Annotated in this window: 19 protein-coding genes; 6 read left to right on the top strand and 13 right to left on the bottom strand. The window is 53.8% G+C overall.

Translation table 11 applies throughout. The features are described from left to right. Entirely contained in the window at nucleotides 1-414 is a 414-nt protein-coding gene (locus NOU37_06380) for a transposase (protein ID MCQ4574859.1), read from the top strand. A 286-nt stretch (nucleotides 415-700) separates the two neighbouring features. On the opposite strand, the gene NOU37_06375 is transcribed toward NOU37_06380, so the two are convergent. The 11 genes from NOU37_06375 to NOU37_06325 all read right to left on the bottom strand — a co-directional run bounded on the left by NOU37_06375 (nucleotide 701) and on the right by NOU37_06325 (nucleotide 8,757). Further along, a complete protein-coding gene (locus NOU37_06375; protein ID MCQ4574858.1) occupies nucleotides 701-1,810 on the bottom strand; it encodes a DUF362 domain-containing protein in 1,110 nt (369 codons plus the stop codon). Between the two features lie 206 nt (nucleotides 1,811-2,016). Further along, nucleotides 2,017-2,268: a glutaredoxin family protein gene (locus NOU37_06370; GenBank protein ID MCQ4574857.1), complete on the bottom strand. Its 252-nt coding sequence runs from the start codon at nucleotides 2,266-2,268 to the stop codon at nucleotides 2,017-2,019. Nucleotides 2,269-2,576: 308 nt separating this feature from the next. After that, nucleotides 2,577-3,017, bottom strand: coding sequence for a hypothetical protein (locus NOU37_06365; protein ID MCQ4574856.1), 441 nt, complete (start codon nucleotides 3,015-3,017; stop codon nucleotides 2,577-2,579). Nucleotides 3,018-3,119: 102 nt separating this feature from the next. After that, nucleotides 3,120-3,935, bottom strand: coding sequence for a cyclase family protein (locus tag NOU37_06360; GenBank protein ID MCQ4574855.1), 816 nt, complete (start codon nucleotides 3,933-3,935; stop codon nucleotides 3,120-3,122). A 72-nt stretch (nucleotides 3,936-4,007) separates the two neighbouring features. Beyond that, nucleotides 4,008-4,490: a hypothetical protein gene (locus NOU37_06355; GenBank protein ID MCQ4574854.1), complete on the bottom strand. Its 483-nt coding sequence runs from the start codon at nucleotides 4,488-4,490 to the stop codon at nucleotides 4,008-4,010. Between the two features lie 125 nt (nucleotides 4,491-4,615). After that, nucleotides 4,616-5,281 (bottom strand): HAD family phosphatase, encoded by a 666-nt coding sequence (locus NOU37_06350; protein ID MCQ4574853.1) that lies wholly within the window; start codon nucleotides 5,279-5,281, stop codon nucleotides 4,616-4,618. Further along, entirely contained in the window at nucleotides 5,278-5,703 is a 426-nt protein-coding gene (locus NOU37_06345; GenBank protein MCQ4574852.1) for an FxsA family protein, read from the bottom strand. Before NOU37_06345 ends, NOU37_06350 begins: the two co-directional genes overlap by 4 nt. Next, nucleotides 5,693-6,109: a VanZ family protein gene (locus NOU37_06340; GenBank protein ID MCQ4574851.1), complete on the bottom strand. Its 417-nt coding sequence runs from the start codon at nucleotides 6,107-6,109 to the stop codon at nucleotides 5,693-5,695. The genes NOU37_06345 and NOU37_06340 overlap by 11 nt, the downstream gene beginning before the upstream one ends. A 9-nt stretch (nucleotides 6,110-6,118) precedes the next feature. Further along, nucleotides 6,119-6,637 carry an NYN domain-containing protein gene (locus NOU37_06335; protein MCQ4574850.1) on the bottom strand — a complete coding sequence of 173 codons (519 nt, stop codon included), beginning with the start codon at nucleotides 6,635-6,637 and terminating at the stop codon, nucleotides 6,119-6,121. Nucleotides 6,638-6,639: 2 nt separating this feature from the next. Continuing rightward, nucleotides 6,640-7,944 carry a dihydroorotase gene (locus NOU37_06330; GenBank protein ID MCQ4574849.1) on the bottom strand — a complete coding sequence of 435 codons (1,305 nt, stop codon included), beginning with the start codon at nucleotides 7,942-7,944 and terminating at the stop codon, nucleotides 6,640-6,642. 165 nt (nucleotides 7,945-8,109) lie between these two features. Beyond that, entirely contained in the window at nucleotides 8,110-8,757 is a 648-nt protein-coding gene (locus NOU37_06325; GenBank protein ID MCQ4574848.1) for an endonuclease III domain-containing protein, read from the bottom strand. Between the two features lie 431 nt (nucleotides 8,758-9,188). On the opposite strand from NOU37_06325, the gene NOU37_06320 reads away from it, so the two are divergent. Next, nucleotides 9,189-10,079: a diacylglycerol kinase family lipid kinase gene (locus NOU37_06320; GenBank protein ID MCQ4574847.1), complete on the top strand. Its 891-nt coding sequence runs from the start codon at nucleotides 9,189-9,191 to the stop codon at nucleotides 10,077-10,079. A 169-nt stretch (nucleotides 10,080-10,248) separates the two neighbouring features. On the opposite strand, the gene NOU37_06315 is transcribed toward NOU37_06320, so the two are convergent. Both NOU37_06315 and mtnP read right to left on the bottom strand, forming a co-directional pair. Then, complete coding sequence (locus tag NOU37_06315) at nucleotides 10,249-11,082, bottom strand: DUF364 domain-containing protein (GenBank protein ID MCQ4574846.1); 834 nt, start codon at nucleotides 11,080-11,082, stop codon at nucleotides 10,249-10,251. 85 nt (nucleotides 11,083-11,167) lie between these two features. After that, complete coding sequence (gene mtnP / locus NOU37_06310) at nucleotides 11,168-12,025, bottom strand: S-methyl-5'-thioadenosine phosphorylase (GenBank protein MCQ4574845.1); 858 nt, start codon at nucleotides 12,023-12,025, stop codon at nucleotides 11,168-11,170. 249 nt (nucleotides 12,026-12,274) lie between these two features. Here mtnP and NOU37_06305 point away from each other — a divergent pair, with 249 nt between their 5' ends. From NOU37_06305 to NOU37_06290, 4 genes are all read left to right on the top strand, one after another. After that, the gene (locus tag NOU37_06305) at nucleotides 12,275-12,847 is read left to right on the top strand and encodes a hypothetical protein (protein MCQ4574844.1); all 573 of its coding nucleotides are present in this window, start codon (nucleotides 12,275-12,277) and stop codon (nucleotides 12,845-12,847) included. Nucleotides 12,848-12,918: 71 nt separating this feature from the next. Next, a complete protein-coding gene (locus tag NOU37_06300; GenBank protein ID MCQ4574843.1) occupies nucleotides 12,919-13,521 on the top strand; it encodes a hypothetical protein in 603 nt (200 codons plus the stop codon). Beyond that, on the top strand, nucleotides 13,514-13,906 hold the full coding sequence (locus NOU37_06295; protein ID MCQ4574842.1) for a DUF4190 domain-containing protein: 393 nt from the start codon (nucleotides 13,514-13,516) through the stop codon (nucleotides 13,904-13,906). The genes NOU37_06300 and NOU37_06295 overlap by 8 nt, the downstream gene beginning before the upstream one ends. A 161-nt stretch (nucleotides 13,907-14,067) precedes the next feature. Next, nucleotides 14,068-14,346, top strand: coding sequence for a hypothetical protein (locus tag NOU37_06290; protein ID MCQ4574841.1), 279 nt, complete (start codon nucleotides 14,068-14,070; stop codon nucleotides 14,344-14,346). The last annotated feature ends 10 nt before the right edge of the window (nucleotides 14,347-14,356 follow it).

Below are 14,356 nucleotides of genomic sequence, written 5' to 3'. Positions count from 1 at the left end.
ATGAAAAACATTAAAGACATCAGATTAAAGCATTACAACTACTCCGCTAACGGCCCCTACTTTGTAACCATCTGTTCTAGACACAATAAACCACACCTTGTAGGCCTTGAAGGTATTATTAGGGCAGCTATGAAGAGGCTATATCGTATTGAAGGTACAGAGGTGGACTACTTTTGTATCATGCCCAACCATTTACATCTAATTATAATTTTAAATGGTTGTTCCATTCCACTGGGTGAGATAGTACGGCGGCTGAAAGCTCAAGTAAGTAAAGAAGCAGGATTTAGGGTCTGGCAACCCAACTACTATGAACATGTCATTAGAAACGAGAAAGCCCTGAACAAGATTAGAGAATATATTAAGAACAATCCTGTTAAAGAAATAATAGAATTTGAACAGTTTTACAAACTGTAGCTGCCTGATTTATCAGGCTATCAATACAAACGCCCCATAAATGGGGCAGCTACAAACCCAAAAGCATAACTACCATTGTAGTTGCCCGGGCCATTTACAACCAACACTGTAGCTGCCTGATTTATCAGGCTATTTATCTTCGCCCCATAAATGGGGCGGCTACAAATCAAATCGCCCAATAACACCCTTGTAGTTGCCCGGTCTATTTACAACCAACATTGTAGCCGCCTGATTTATCAGGCTGAAGGAAAGGCGTGCGCCTGCGCGGGTGGGTTTGTGCTAACGGCTAGCGTCTTGCCGCCGCGTGTTTTTTGCCGCTGCCGCTAACGTCCACAAGCTCGTAGTCCGTTGAGCCCAGCCCTATCTTCTCGGCGTGGTCCATCTGTATGGTGTAGTCAATGTCGGGCCAGCTCTTATGGAAAAAGTCCTCGCCCACCGACTCGCGTATCATGTCAACTGCGGCCCTGTCAACGGCAAGGGGGTCGCGTGAGGCGAGTATGCCTATATCGTCAAAGGCCGCCTTGTAGGCCTTGTCCATGCAGTCGCACTGCTCGGTCACGTGTATTATAAAGTTGAAGAATACGGACTTTTTCTCCTTGCCCTTTAGTATGGCCACACAGTATTCGGCTATCTTTTTCTGCACGTTCTCGGTGTCTTCGCCCCAGTCAATCTTCACGGCCTCGAAGGGACAGACCGCCAGGCACTCGCCGCAGCCGATACACTGTTTCGGGTCGATAATGGCGTAGTCCTTTATGGTGATGGCCCTGGGGCTGCAGAACTCGGCGCAGATTCCGCAGGCCGTGCAGTCCGGCTCTATTATCTGGGGCACTACGCCGGAGTGCATGGCCAGTTTCCCGCCGCGGGAGGCGAGACCCATACCGATATTTTTCAGCGTGGCGCCCATGCCGGTAAGCATGTGCCCCGTGACGTGGGTCAGGAACACAAGGCCCTGTGCGGCCTTGGCCCCGCCCGCGATATGCGCCATCCTGCAGAGACCGCCGGGCAGGTCGAGGGGCATGGTGTAGTCGTTCTCGCCCATCAGGCCGTCGGCGATGATTATGGGCGCGCCGACCGTCTCCACCGTAAACCCGTGGTTATTGGCGTGGAGCAGGTGGTTGACGGCGTTCGTCCTCTGTCCGATGTAGAGCGTGTTTGTCTCCATCACAAACGGCTTGGCCCCCGTAGAGCGTATTTTATCCACGGCGGCGCGCACCACCGGCGGTTTCAGGTAGCCGATGCAGTTCTTCTCCCCGAACGTGGTCTTTACGCCGACCAGGTCTCCCCGCTTGACAGTCGAAGAAAACTTGACGGAGTCGAACAGTTTTTTTGTCTTTTCAGCAAGGCTTTCAAGGGCCTCGCCCGTCCTGGTTTCTATGAAATATACTTTGGGCTTCATCGCCGCGGCTCCGGAACAAGTATCAGGTCTCACGCATCATTATAATTATAATTTTAATACAGGGAAGGCGGGTGTCAAGTGCGTGCTCTGACGCGGCTCACCGGTTTAAATAAGGAGGGCTGTCGCGCCCCCGCAAAAGACATAAAAAAACGTGCCAGCCTTACGCTGGCACGCGGCGTTAAACATACGCCTTATATCCTATCAGGTTATGTACATACATCGGCAGTCAGGCAGGCAATGAGTTCATCCAGCTTGGTCTTATCAAAACCCCTGATGACCATCTCGCCTGCAACGATACAAGGCACCGTCATAGCCCCCAGCCTCTTCAGTTCTTCTATGGCCTCCTCGTCCTTGCATATGTCAAGTTCCTTGAATTCAATGTCTGCCTTTTGCAAATATTTCTTTACCTGTTTGCATGAGCCACAACCTGAACTTGTATATACCTTTACCTCGGTCATGGTTGTTCCTCCTTAGTCTTACATCCTGTAGCGGTCGAGCCTTCGGTGTCCCATCGCCGGCAGCTAAGGACACCTTCGGCGAAGGATTACCTAGGCCTACACCACTACGCAGACTTCCTTTATCTTTATTCTATGCGTATTGCAGACGAGTGCAAGCCCTTAGGAAGGATGTGTGGCGCGCCATGATTAATACGAAAGACAAGGCCCCTGGAGAGGCGGGCTCCCCAGGGGCTTTATCTGCGCCGATATCTACGTCCGTCCGTCTCGAAGCGTTGAAGGACAGGCCGCGTGAAAGTCCCTATACGCGGTTACTCCGTCTTGCTCTCCTTCTCTATATATTCGTCGGCCTCTTTGTCGCTCTTTAATATCTGGTCACCTTCTATTTTGCCGCTTTCTATTCTTACCGAATACCCTTCCGGCAGCTTATTGTCCCTGATGTCCGTAAACGCTATCGTCTTTTTGATGACCTTGTCCTTCGGGACCTTTACGTGATATTCATAGTCGCCGGCGCTGACCACGAACGAGGTTATGTTTCTGTCGCTGAGCATCAGTGTATTGCCGGGTATGATCTGACGGCCGATAAAATCCTTATCCGCGTACATGGCCACAACCACGGGCATACCCTCGGTAGGGTCCATGGGGATGTCATTCTTGACCCATATCTGGGCGGCGAGGGCGGGCGACGACATGCTGACCACCGCGCCCAGAGCCAGCGAGCATAGAAATATTGCGTGTCTTTTCATAGTCATAACGTTTTCCTCTTTGTTTCCTGGCCTCTTACAACCAATTGTTTCTTGCCATAAATATTCGTACCCTCAAGAATAAAAGGTTACACAAAAGCGTATAGAAATTCAAGGGGTGATAGCCCAGACACGGGCCTGGCCGCCTGAGCCGCCTTCTATCTTTATGGGCGCCACGATAAGCATGGCTCCTTTGGGTGGGAGTTTTCCTACGTTGTCAAGGTTCTCAAGCATCCACCTGCCCCTGGAATTAAACACGTGATGCACGGGGTAGTCCTTGGACGGCCCGTTGTCCACGCTCAGCGTGTCAACCCCGATGGCCTTTACGTCCCTCTCTTCGGCGAGTAAGAGTGCGGCTTCCTCTGAAAAGCCGGGAGCGTGCAGGGTTCCGGAGGGGTCTGCATTCTTGTACCTGTCACCATCTGCCCACCTCTCCCCCCAGCCGGAGTGCATGAGCACTATGGCGCCATTCGGTATACGGCCGTTTTGCGCCTCCCATTTCTTGATATCGTCCACGGAGAGCCGGTAGTCCGGGTCTGAGGCCGCCTGTTTACGTATGTCTATTACCGCGGCGGGACCCATGAGCTGGTCGAGGGGCAACTGGTCCACGGACGGTTGATTGAGTCCGAAGTGGTTGGGCGCGTCCACGTGTGTGCCCAGGTGTTCGGGGGTGGAGTAGCTGCCGGAATATACCCCATCGGTCTCAAGCCTGGAAATCACCTCGTACTTAAAAGGCCGGTACCGGGGACCCGGCCAGTAAGGGTTTTTCCCGTTTAACGGATACGTGAGGTCTATCACCCGTGCCCGGCCCTCTATGACCGACTCAAGCAGGCCCCGTTCATTGTCCGCGAAAGAATGCGGCCACAGGAACAGTGTAAGGATTACGATAAGGATACCGAGGCATATAAAGCAAAAATTCCTCACCACAGGGTCTCCGTCAGGGTGAGTGTACACTCCTGAGTCAAAAAGGTCCGGGCATATATGTAAGGCGCCGGCTGCTTACGGTGCGTTGCTCGGGCGACAGTCCCACATGGTCCAGCGGCCCCAGTCCACCACCTTTTTACTGTTAGGCAGGTAATATAATACGCCCGTCCGCGTCCTGAAACACTTGGCAAAATCTGTCTTACGCACCTGCCTCTGCGTGATATTCCTCCGGTCGTAGTAATCCACCTGACCCCAGTGATACGGGGGCTTTTCCTCGTCCGAGAGCGCCGTGATTTCGAGTTCTCTTGCAAAGACGGTGCCATCGTCGAGGCGTTCTTTTTTTACCATAACCTTGTAAGTATAGGAGTCGGTAACCTCCACCTCTGCCAGTTCGGGTACGTCTTCCAACGTTTTTTCTTTGGCATCTTCCCTGGGTATGTTGAAGACGTCTATGTGCTGGGCGCTGGTCGGATTATACGGCAGCAGCAATAACGTCAAGAATGATAAGACGGCAATTGCGCAACAGAGTTTTATCGTAAAATTGTTGTTTATCGTCACGGTCCGGTTCTCCTAAAAGACAGCAGGTAACAGATGGATGCTTCGAGGATACATGAGAAGGCGGGTTGTGTCAACGGGTGTGTCCCGGATACTGGAACGGCCCGGTAAATTAAGTAACGGTATTTTTAATCAAAAAGCCTTGAAACCTCTTCCAGGCCCGGAAAGATGCCGTCGGCCTCGCTCAGGTGTTTCCCGGGCAGGGACGTGGTCAGGGCCAGGCACACGAGACCCGCCCGCTTGGCGGACGTGATACCGGCCGGGGAGTTCTCTATTACCAGGCAGTGTTCTTTGTCAATCCCTAAGAGCTCCACGCCCTTCAGGTAGGGTTCGGGGTCGGGCTTTTTGTGCGAGGCGGTAGCTGCCGTCACCACCACGTCAAAGTAGTCTTTCAAGGCCTTTTCCTCGTGAAGAATCCTATCCACGACGTCCTCATTCGTGCCGGTTACAAGCGCCAGTTTAAGCCCAAGGTGTTTAAGCCGGGAGAGAAATTCTTTAATGTTGGGGATGAGACGGACCTTGAATATGGAATTGAGGATATGGTTCTTGAGGTCGATTACCTTTCTCATGTCTTCGTCGCTCATAGAGACCCCCTTTCCCCCACAAAGCTCTACAACGGTCTCCAGTTGGTCCATGCCTTCCTTCAGGTATATGTCGGTGTCTGTGACCTCCATCGCCACCGTGGCAAATGCCTCTTTCCACGCCCTCTGGTGATACGGCATACCGTCTATCACCACCCCGTCCATGTCGAGCATAACGGCCCTTATGTCTCCGGGCATCTTAAAAGCGTTCATACGGAACCCCTGTCACCACCAAAGTCTCCGAAATGAGTATAGACACGTATTTCGCCGCGCGAGATCTTTTCCTCGAGTTTTCTCCTGAGCCAGGATTTGAACCTCCGTCTGGTCCAGGGTATGAGGAGTAACAGGCCGAGGCAGTCGGTTATAAGACCGGGGGTGATAAGCATCGTGGCTGCTAACAATATAAGTGCCCCGTCAAAGAGGCTTTCGGCGGGTATCCTCCCCAGGTCTAATTCCCCTTGCGCCTGACGGAGGACGGCCAGCCCCTGGCTCTTTGCCAGCAGCCCGCCCGCTATCCCCGTACCTATTACCACCCCGACCGTGGCAACGGCGCCGATATAGCCCCCCAATTTGAGCAAAAGATACAACTCTATCAGGGGCACGATTGTAAACAGCAAAAAAAGTCTAAGGAACATGACTGTCACTCCTGGAGAGGTCTGATGGTTGACCTTGCTTTGTGAGCCATACAAAACCCGCGACGACCGCACCGGTGGTGTCGGCCATCCAGTCCGCCACCTCCGGCGTCCTCTCGGGCGTGAAGCTCTGGTGGTATTCGTCCAGGGCACCGTAGACGGAAGTCATTAATACGGCACGCCACATGATTCTTCTAAAATTTTGGCCGGATGGCCCCTGCGCATGACATATCGAGTAGCAAAGGATGAAGAACTCCGTGAAGTGGATGCCCTTGTCCGCATGAGGAATGGGTATAAGGGGTATGGGAGAGGTGGACCTCGAAGAGCACCAGAATATGACGGCGGCCCATATTATGGCGGGGAGCCAGCGCAGCAATTTTATACGGGTATGGTCAGAGTCTGATGTCACCGTGGCGCCTTATTCCTTTTCCCGTTTCGCCTTAAACACTTTTAGCCAGTAATCCACCTGTTCTTCAGGTACTTCCCGGTACTTAACCAGTGGTTCGCCGCGCGTCGAGGCGCGCCCTTTTTTGGGGGCCGGTGTTATCTTTTTATAAAACTCTCCGGGTTCGGCGAGCTTGCAGCCTGAAGACCTGGCCGTTTGGATAATACTCTTGTCCGAGGTAACTATGCACATATTTTTCGTATTGGGCGAGGAGTTGATAATATCCTTTATGTCCTCATCGGCGGTGGTACCCTTTGAGAAGATGACGTTTACACCCCCGTGGTGCTGCTTCTGTGAAATGGCCATGTATTCATCGCCCTCCTTATCCCTGCCGTCGAATACCACGGTGACCTTCTGACGGCTCTTGCCCTCATAATCTGACAGCGCCGCCAGCAGGACCTCCCTGGCCGTCTCCATTTTCCCTTTGTCCATGACCTCTACGAGTTCAGGAACGGCAAAGATAAGGTTATATCCGTCTATTATTATGTGCATTATTATACGAGTTCCCCGTCCCTCATCACAATCCGCCCGCCGACTATTACCGCCACTGACCGGCCGTGGAGCTTCCATCCCTCGAAGGGGCAGTTTCTGGATAGAGACTCGAATTTACCGGTATCCACCGTCCATTCCGCGCCGGGGTCTATTATGCTGACGTCCGCCCCTGCAACCCCCTTCTCCAGGGAGCCGCCGTTCAGGTGGAAGATGGCGGAGGGCGCCGTTGACATCATCCTGACCGCGTGCATGAGCGAGATTATACCCGGCCGCACAAGCCCTGTGAGCACCAGTCCCAGCGTGGTCTCCAGTCCGATAAGGCCGGGGGCGCCGGCCTTCTTGTCCTCTTCCCTGTGCGGCGCGTGGTCAGAGGCAATTGCGTCTATTATACCCTCCTTTAGCGCCTCCAGTAAGGCCATTCTGTCCTCCTTCGGACGTAGCGGAGGGTTGACGACGGCGCGCAGGCCGAGGGGGTCCCTGAAACCGTCTTCAAGGAGAAGGTGGTGCGGCGTTGCTTCACACGTGATACGTGTACGGCCGTGGGTCTTCGCCCGGCGTATGACGTCCAGAGAATCTCTCATACTCACGTGCGAGATGTGTATCTGCGCATGATGCGCCTCCGCCAGAAGGATGTCGCGCGCGATGAAATTGGGCTCGTTTTGAAAATCCTCTCCAGGTCTGAAGCCGACCCTCCTGCTCCTTTTAGAGAGGGTGAAGCCTGAGTCTTCACTGTGGCAGCTTAACGCCAAGTTGTTCTCGGCGGCAGACCGGCAGACCTCATCCATCAGCTCCTTTTCAATTATCGGGTTGCCATCCTCGGACAGGGCCTTTACCAGCGGGTGACCACTCAGCCTCGCTACGTCTACCAGCTCCTCCCCCCGCATGCCCCGTGTCATTGATGCTTTTATGTAAGTCTTTACAAGGCCCGTACTTGTTATGCGTTCCTGGAGTTCGTCCACACGTTCGGGGGAGTCTATGGGCGGCGTGGTGTTCGGCTCGCAGATGACGGTGGTGTACCCGCCCTTTGCGGCGGCACGGGTGCCGCTTGCGACGGTTTCTCTAGACTTCCCTGTCTCCAAAAAATCCTCCCCCTCCCTGCCTGACTCCCTCAGGTGGACGTGGCAGTCAACCAGACCCGGGGTGACTATGCAGCCGCGGGCGTCCAGCACCTCGGTATCTCCCCGGGGTTTTATATCAGCCCCGACCCCGGTGATTTCCCCGTCCTCTATCAGTATGTCCACCTGTTCATCGAGGTTGGCGGAGGGGTCGATTACGCGGCCGTTTTTGATTAAAATGTTTTGTGTCATTTTTTAAGGTCTTGATCCCTCTGCGAAAATACAAAAGAAAGCACAATCCGCCTGATGTGGACTACTTAGTGTCATTGCGAGCGAAGCGAAGCAATCTCAGAGATTGCCACGGGGTTGCGCCCCTCGCAATGACAGCTTTGCCTTGCATTTTTCAGAGGTCTCGTTTTATAGAAATTCATTAAGCGGACAGTCCTCGCACGACGGCTCCCGTGGTTTGCAGTACCTTTTGCCCACCTGCACAAGGAGCGCGTGGTATTCGTTGTACATGGCAATATCCTCCGGCAGGTTGTCCTCGAAAAACGATTTTATGTCGTCATACGTACTCTCTTCAAATATAAGCTGATGCCGCACCAGCACGCGGTAGGTATAAGTGTCCACCACAAAACTGGGCAGGTTGCCGGCGTAGAGCAGGATGGAATCGGCCGTTTCGGGCCCCACCCCTTTTACCGACAGGAGTTCCTCTCTCAGGCCCTGCAAATCCTGCGAGAACATTTTTTGTATATCCCCGTCAAAACGGTCGACAAACCATTTTATGAGACCTTTCAGGCGCTTCGCCTTTATGTTGAAATAGCCGGAGGGGCGGATGAGCCGGGCCAGTTTGTCCTGCCTCATCTTGTATATTGCCGTGGGACTCAGCTCCCCGGCCTCTTTCAGGTTGTTTATGGCCTTCTCCACGTTCCCCCAGTTGGTATTTTGCGTGAGCACCGCACCCACCATCACTTCAAACGGGCCGTCTCCCGGCCACCAGTGCTGCGGCCCGAAGTTCTGGCGGAGTTTATCATAGTACCTCTTAAGTGTCTTTGAATCGCTCATAGGAAACTACGTTATCAGATGTTCATGGTGAAATCAATAAGGACTAAATCCCACAGAAAATGGCAAACCGCAGAAAAAGTACGTTTCCGGGCATCCGGCCCGGTCCATAAGGCTGAGGGCAAGAATTAGTTAATCCTCCCGCAGAAAGGTGTTATAATTGCCCGGTATATCGTGGGGGAACGCGGGGTGCGTATGAACGCACCACGTCTGTTTGTAGCGGCAGAGTTTACTCTGCTTGTACATGATGGTGCAGCGTGTGACCTTGTGTCGCACGTGCGAGATAAACTCGCACGTTACATGTCGAGCAAGCCGTGCCGGAGGCGGACAGGCCTAAGATACGGCCCGATATTGGGTTAGGCGGGTGCCGCAGGGCTTTGGCCCTGCGATACTGCGGATGCTCGCACGTGACCCTGTTTCTGAAACAAAATGCCATGACGAAAAAGCTGAAGCTGATAGTCAACCCCATAGCGGGCGGCGGTTATGCTCTAAAAATTCTGCCCCGTGTGGTCGGGATACTGGAGCAGCGGGGCTGCGAGGTGGACGTCTTCAAGACATCGACGCGTGGCGACGCACAGCGGGCTGCCGCCGAGCTGCCGCGTGACTGCTCAGCCGTGGCGGCGATGGGCGGCGACGGAACGATAAACGAGGTGGTGCACGGTCTCCTGAATTCCGGCAGGGACATACCCGTTGGGCTCATCCCCCTGGGCACGGCCAACGTGCTTGCACGTGAGCTCAGGGTGCCGTTTGACTACGTACAGGCCTGTTACGTAATCGCCGGGGGCAACACACGGAGGATAGACGTTGGCAGGGATGAGAGCAAATATTTCGTGCTTATGGCCGGTGTGGGCTTCGATGCGGAGGTGGTGCGGATAATCGCGTCTAACCGCATGGGCGGCATCTCTGCGCTTACCTACGCCATCCCTATATTAAAGGCCTTCTGGAACTACGACTACCCGCGGTTCTCGGTGGAGGTTGACGGCAGGCCGCTGGGCGAGGGGGCGGGTTCGGTCTTTATAAGCAATACCCGCAGGTATACGGGGCCTATGGTAATAACCAACCGGGCGAAGGTTGACGACGGCGAGCTCGACGTCTTCATATTCAGGGACAGCGGCAAAATGAAGCTGTTAAAATATGCGATGGGGGCAATCTTCTGGGTTGCCGACAGATTTTATGACACCACGTACGTGCGGGGCAAAGAGGTGGTGGTGAAACCCGCCGGAAAGACGAAACAGATTACCTATCAGATAGACGGTGATTTAGCCGGCAAGCTGCCACAAAAATTCACCGTAGTCCCCGCCGCATTATCCGTCCTTGTGCCTTAGCCCGAAGCCCTTTTTGGTATCTGTTCAACGAGGTAAAACCTCGTTGTCTACCGTTAATTTCAAATGTTTCTGGTAGACAACGACCTTTATGGTCGTTGATTTAAGGAGGTCTCACTGGGGGTATGTATGCTTCTGGTGTGGATAGCTAGCATTCTTAAAGTGCGCTACACTAGTAAGCAGCTACGGGACTTTTTTTAATAATTACCCTGTCGGCGGATTTCTCAAATAAATCATACCCGGAGCCGCCTTCGGTCAGTACGTTCATTACCCGGTCGGCGTCGGTGACGCGGATGCCGCCCATTATGGTGACGCCGCGCCTGAAAAACGGCTCAGGGTAGAGACTGGCCGTCGGCCCCACAAGCACCACCTCCCGTGCCCCCTTGCCGCACTCAAGAATAGGCCCAAGCGTGTGGTTTACTATGGTAACGCCGGTGATTATCAGTACGTCGCACCCCGGCAGGACTTCCTTCTCAAGCGTCTCAGGCTGCAACTCCACCCCCTCCTCCCGCTTTAGCCAGGGGTTTTTTTCGAAGACATGGAGTTTTTTACAGGCCCCTTTAAGCTGCTTGATAAATGGCGGGAACGCGCCTATCATCCCCACCGTGTCGTTCTTGTTTATCTTAACCATATCTAGTGCGTTGCCCAGCGCGGCTACCTTGTAGGGACATTCCTCTTTCTCAAGCAGTATGGCCGAGAGTGCGTTCAGGGCGGCCACGCCTATCGCGGCCTTGAGCGGGCTCTTTTCCTCGAGGGAATAATTTATGAGCGTGTCTATGTCCTGGTCTAGTAATTCCCCCGCCTGGGGCATCTTCGCGTGGGACCTGGGACAGCATACGGCATCGGGCAGGTCGTGTATCGGCGTGTAGGCGATTCCCGCGTGCCCCGTGCTCAGCTTGACGCCCGTGTAAAATACCCCCACACGCACGTCAGCCGGGCGGGGCTTAAGCTCATCTATGACGCCACTGTCTTTTATAATCCCTATAAGTTCCCTCAGAATCTCCATGACTGCGTGTATCTCTATTAATTCTTATGTCATTCTTAGTGAAACGAAGAATGACGTTTGTATGTAATTTTGTGAAGGACTATATTTACTTTACGTATTTCCCGATAATCAGTTCAAGCTCCTTCTTTCTCTTTTCAGGGATGGCGTCGGGTCTTGTGATTATCGCGTCCTTTAGCGCCGTGGCGCAGGGGCACTTCCTCGCGCTGGGGAGTTCGGGTATGCCCACCTTGATTATCTTCTTCGCGGTCTCCACGTTCTTCATAAGGTTCGCGACTATCATCTCCACGGTGACGTCTTCCTCGCCCACGCGCCAGCAGTCATAGTCGGTCAAGAGCGCGAGCGTGGCGTAACATATCTCCGCCTCTCTGGCCAGTTTCGCCTCCTGCAGGTTGGTCATGCCTATGACGGAGGCCCCCAGTCTCCTGTAGGTCTCTGATTCCGCGCGGGTAGAGAAATGCGGGCCTTCCATGCAGACGTAGATACCGCCCCTGTGCACGCGGGCCCCTACCTGTTGCGCGGCCCTGTGCAGTGCGTCGCCCATCGCGCCGCATAACGGGTCCGCGAAACCCACGTGGGCCACTATGCCGCCGCCGAAGAACGTGTTTTCACGCGCCTTGGTGCGGTCAAAGAACTGGTCCGGTATCATGATGTCAAGCGGCCTTATCTCCTCCTTCAGGCTTCCGACCGCGCTGACCGCGATTATCTGCTCCACACCCAGCTTCTTCATGGCGTAGACGTTCGCCCTGAAAGGGAGTTCTGAGGGCATTATGGTGTGGCCGCTGCCGTGCCTGGGCAGGAAGACCACATCCCGCCCCGCCAGCTTCCCCGTGGTAAAGCTGCCGGACGGCTTGCCGAAGGGTGTATCAACATCCACCTTCTCGACGTCCTTTATTCCCTCTATGTCATAAAGACCGCTGCCGCCGATTATCCCTATGCGTGACATGCCGAATCTCCCCTTTCCTTTCAGAAGCCGTGTGTGTTGGGCTATTTTACAGACGCGTACCATATTCAGCAAGGGCAAAGACCCCTTACGGACGTCTTGCGGCGGCCTTTTGTCCTTGACGAGGGTTAAGGAGCCATGTAAACTTTTTTTGGCCAGAGGGGGAATTCCAAGTTCACCCTTTTTCAGCCTCCCGGCAGGTGGAACCCGCCGGACGCAGAGGACGGCATCGGGGGTAGCATAGAGAACAGCATGAAAAAGCTTCCACTACATCCTGCGTTTATCGTGGCGCCGATTGGTGTCGCGTTCCTCATCGGAACCGTCGGCGGCGCTATCAACCTGCCGTTCTTTCCTATACTGTTTCTCTGGAGTATTCCCGCGGCTATCGGCTGGGTCGTTCTTCAGACGATATTCCTGTACCAGTTATGGGTTTTGGCTCAGCCCAGCGACCTGAACAGAAAAAAACCAACCCCCACTAAGGCAATCTGTTATTGGTTCATCCCGTTTTTCAGTTTCTACTGGATATTTATTCTATGGAGAAATCTCGCGCTGCACCTCAACCACCTGACGAGACAGCAGAAGACCCCCGTGCTGTTAGTCATAGTCGGGTGCGGGCTCTTTATCGCCAGCTTTTTCGGTCCGCTCAATGCGACGACGCCGGGCCAAAGATTTTTAAGCGGTTTTTCCGACCTCCTGAGTTTTGCGGGCGTGGTGATTTTTCTGATTATCAACTTCTACTTTTACGGGGCCGCTAAAGAGATCTGCGGGCCGCATCGCCATCACGTAGAACAGCCCGTTGCAGAGCCTGTCGTGCCAGAGGTCTAAAAAAACTCTAAAATTACCCGTATATAGTTTGCGCCGTTTACGCCAACGCTCACCCGGCCCACTTATTTTGCGTGCCCACAGATTACAAACACCCGTTACGTGGAAACAACGATATAAAAAAACTTCCGCTGCATCCCGTGATTGTGCTGGCTCCGATGGTGGTCGTATTCATCCAGATTGCATGTGCCGGCGTCCTTAACATACCCCTGGTCCCCGACGCGCTTATATATTCCCTCCCCGCCCGGATAGGCTGGTTTGCCCTTGAGGCAATATTCGTGTATCAGCTGTGGACACTGGCACAGCCCAGCGACCTTAAGATAAAAAAACCTACCCCCGGCAGGGCGGTAGGGTATTGGTTTATCCCGTTTTTTGGCTTATACTGGACGTTCGTAATGTTAACCAACGTCGCAAAACACCTGAACCACATGACGAGGCGCAGGAAGGTCCCCGTAAAACTGGTCACAATCGGGTGCGCGCTGTTCGTCGCGGGTCTTTTCGCCCCGTTTAATCCGGTTACGCCAACCAATACGGCTATAAGAACCCTTCTTGACCTGTCAGGCCTTGCGGGGTCGGTTATCATGCTTATTAACAATTTCTTTTTTTACAACGCGGCGAAAGAAATCGTTGAGACGTCGTTTAAAAATGACGACGGTGGGGTAGTCTCATATGCCTGACGAAGAAACGGGAAGCGCATCGGGAAATTTTCCGAAGAGGAGACACAAGTTTGCCCTCGTGGCGTTCATCCTGGGGATAATAAGTATTGTAATGCCCATTCTTGTGCCCTGCGCCATCGCCGCCCTGGTCCTCGGCTCTATCGCAATTCACCAGGTGAGCAAAGACCCTGAACGCCTGCGCGGCAAGGGGCTTGCGATCGTGGGAGTGGCAACGGCCGGCACGAGCATCCTTTACGGTATACCCCTGATGGCAGCCATTATGATCCCTTACTACATGGGGGCCATTGAAAAAGCGAAGGCAAAAAAAATTAACGTGGACATAAGGTACATGCAGCCTGCGGACGTGCGCGGCAATGGCAATAACGTCGCCCTCCGCGTAGAGTAGGTCTCCCCCCAAAACCTCTCTCATCATACGGAACCCGTCCGGGTTATGGTTTATACCCGCAAAAAACCCCCTTCTGCGTTGACACCTTAAATTCTGGCCTGATATAATCGCGTAGTAGTAGGGGCACGGCATGCCGTGCCCCTACTGAGGGACCTCAATACATGAAAAACGCAGAGATAGCCGCCATGTTCGAGAAGATAGCAGATGTCCTGGAACTCAGGGACGAGAACCGCTTCCGCATCAACTCCTACCGCAAGGTGGCCCGGGTAATCGGCGACCTTACCGATAACATAGAAGATATGGCGCGACAGGACAGGTTAAAGGACATTCCCGGCGTGGGCGAAGGCCATGCGGAGAGGATAGGGGAATTCCTGCGCACGGGCCACATGCACAAATACGACGAGGTCATGGCGGCTATCTCTGCGTTTTTCATGTATTGAGGTCCCTCAG

Source organism: Candidatus Bathyanammoxibius amoris (assembly GCA_024451685.1).
In the GTDB taxonomy this organism is placed as follows: Bacteria; Planctomycetota; Brocadiia; order Brocadiales; family Bathyanammoxibiaceae; genus Bathyanammoxibius; species Bathyanammoxibius amoris.
The sequence above is the reverse complement of the archived record's forward strand: the minus strand, read 5'-3'. Positions and strand labels throughout refer to the sequence as shown.

What these genes read in the sequence shown, in the direction of transcription:
- NOU37_06375 (MCQ4574858.1), bottom strand. Translation starts at nt 1,810, where the DNA reads ATGAAGCCCAAAGTATATTTCATAGAAACCAGGACGGGCGAGGCCCTT.
- NOU37_06330 (MCQ4574849.1), bottom strand. Translation starts at nt 7,944, where the DNA reads ATGACACAAAACATTTTAATCAAAAACGGCCGCGTAATCGACCCCTCC.
- NOU37_06295 (MCQ4574842.1), top strand. Translation starts at nt 13,514, where the DNA reads ATGCCTGACGAAGAAACGGGAAGCGCATCGGGAAATTTTCCGAAGAGG.
- NOU37_06380 (MCQ4574859.1), top strand. Translation starts at nt 1, where the DNA reads ATGAAAAACATTAAAGACATCAGATTAAAGCATTACAACTACTCCGCT.
- NOU37_06365 (MCQ4574856.1), bottom strand. Translation starts at nt 3,017, where the DNA reads ATGACTATGAAAAGACACGCAATATTTCTATGCTCGCTGGCTCTGGGC.
- NOU37_06335 (MCQ4574850.1), bottom strand. Translation starts at nt 6,637, where the DNA reads ATGCACATAATAATAGACGGATATAACCTTATCTTTGCCGTTCCTGAA.
- NOU37_06305 (MCQ4574844.1), top strand. Translation starts at nt 12,275, where the DNA reads ATGAAAAAGCTTCCACTACATCCTGCGTTTATCGTGGCGCCGATTGGT.
- NOU37_06315 (MCQ4574846.1), bottom strand. Translation starts at nt 11,082, where the DNA reads ATGGAGATTCTGAGGGAACTTATAGGGATTATAAAAGACAGTGGCGTC.
- NOU37_06290 (MCQ4574841.1), top strand. Translation starts at nt 14,068, where the DNA reads ATGAAAAACGCAGAGATAGCCGCCATGTTCGAGAAGATAGCAGATGTC.
- mtnP (MCQ4574845.1), bottom strand. Translation starts at nt 12,025, where the DNA reads ATGTCACGCATAGGGATAATCGGCGGCAGCGGTCTTTATGACATAGAG.
- NOU37_06370 (MCQ4574857.1), bottom strand. Translation starts at nt 2,268, where the DNA reads ATGACCGAGGTAAAGGTATATACAAGTTCAGGTTGTGGCTCATGCAAA.
- NOU37_06320 (MCQ4574847.1), top strand. Translation starts at nt 9,189, where the DNA reads ATGACGAAAAAGCTGAAGCTGATAGTCAACCCCATAGCGGGCGGCGGT.
- NOU37_06345 (MCQ4574852.1), bottom strand. Translation starts at nt 5,703, where the DNA reads ATGTTCCTTAGACTTTTTTTGCTGTTTACAATCGTGCCCCTGATAGAG.
- NOU37_06325 (MCQ4574848.1), bottom strand. Translation starts at nt 8,757, where the DNA reads ATGAGCGATTCAAAGACACTTAAGAGGTACTATGATAAACTCCGCCAG.
- NOU37_06350 (MCQ4574853.1), bottom strand. Translation starts at nt 5,281, where the DNA reads ATGAACGCTTTTAAGATGCCCGGAGACATAAGGGCCGTTATGCTCGAC.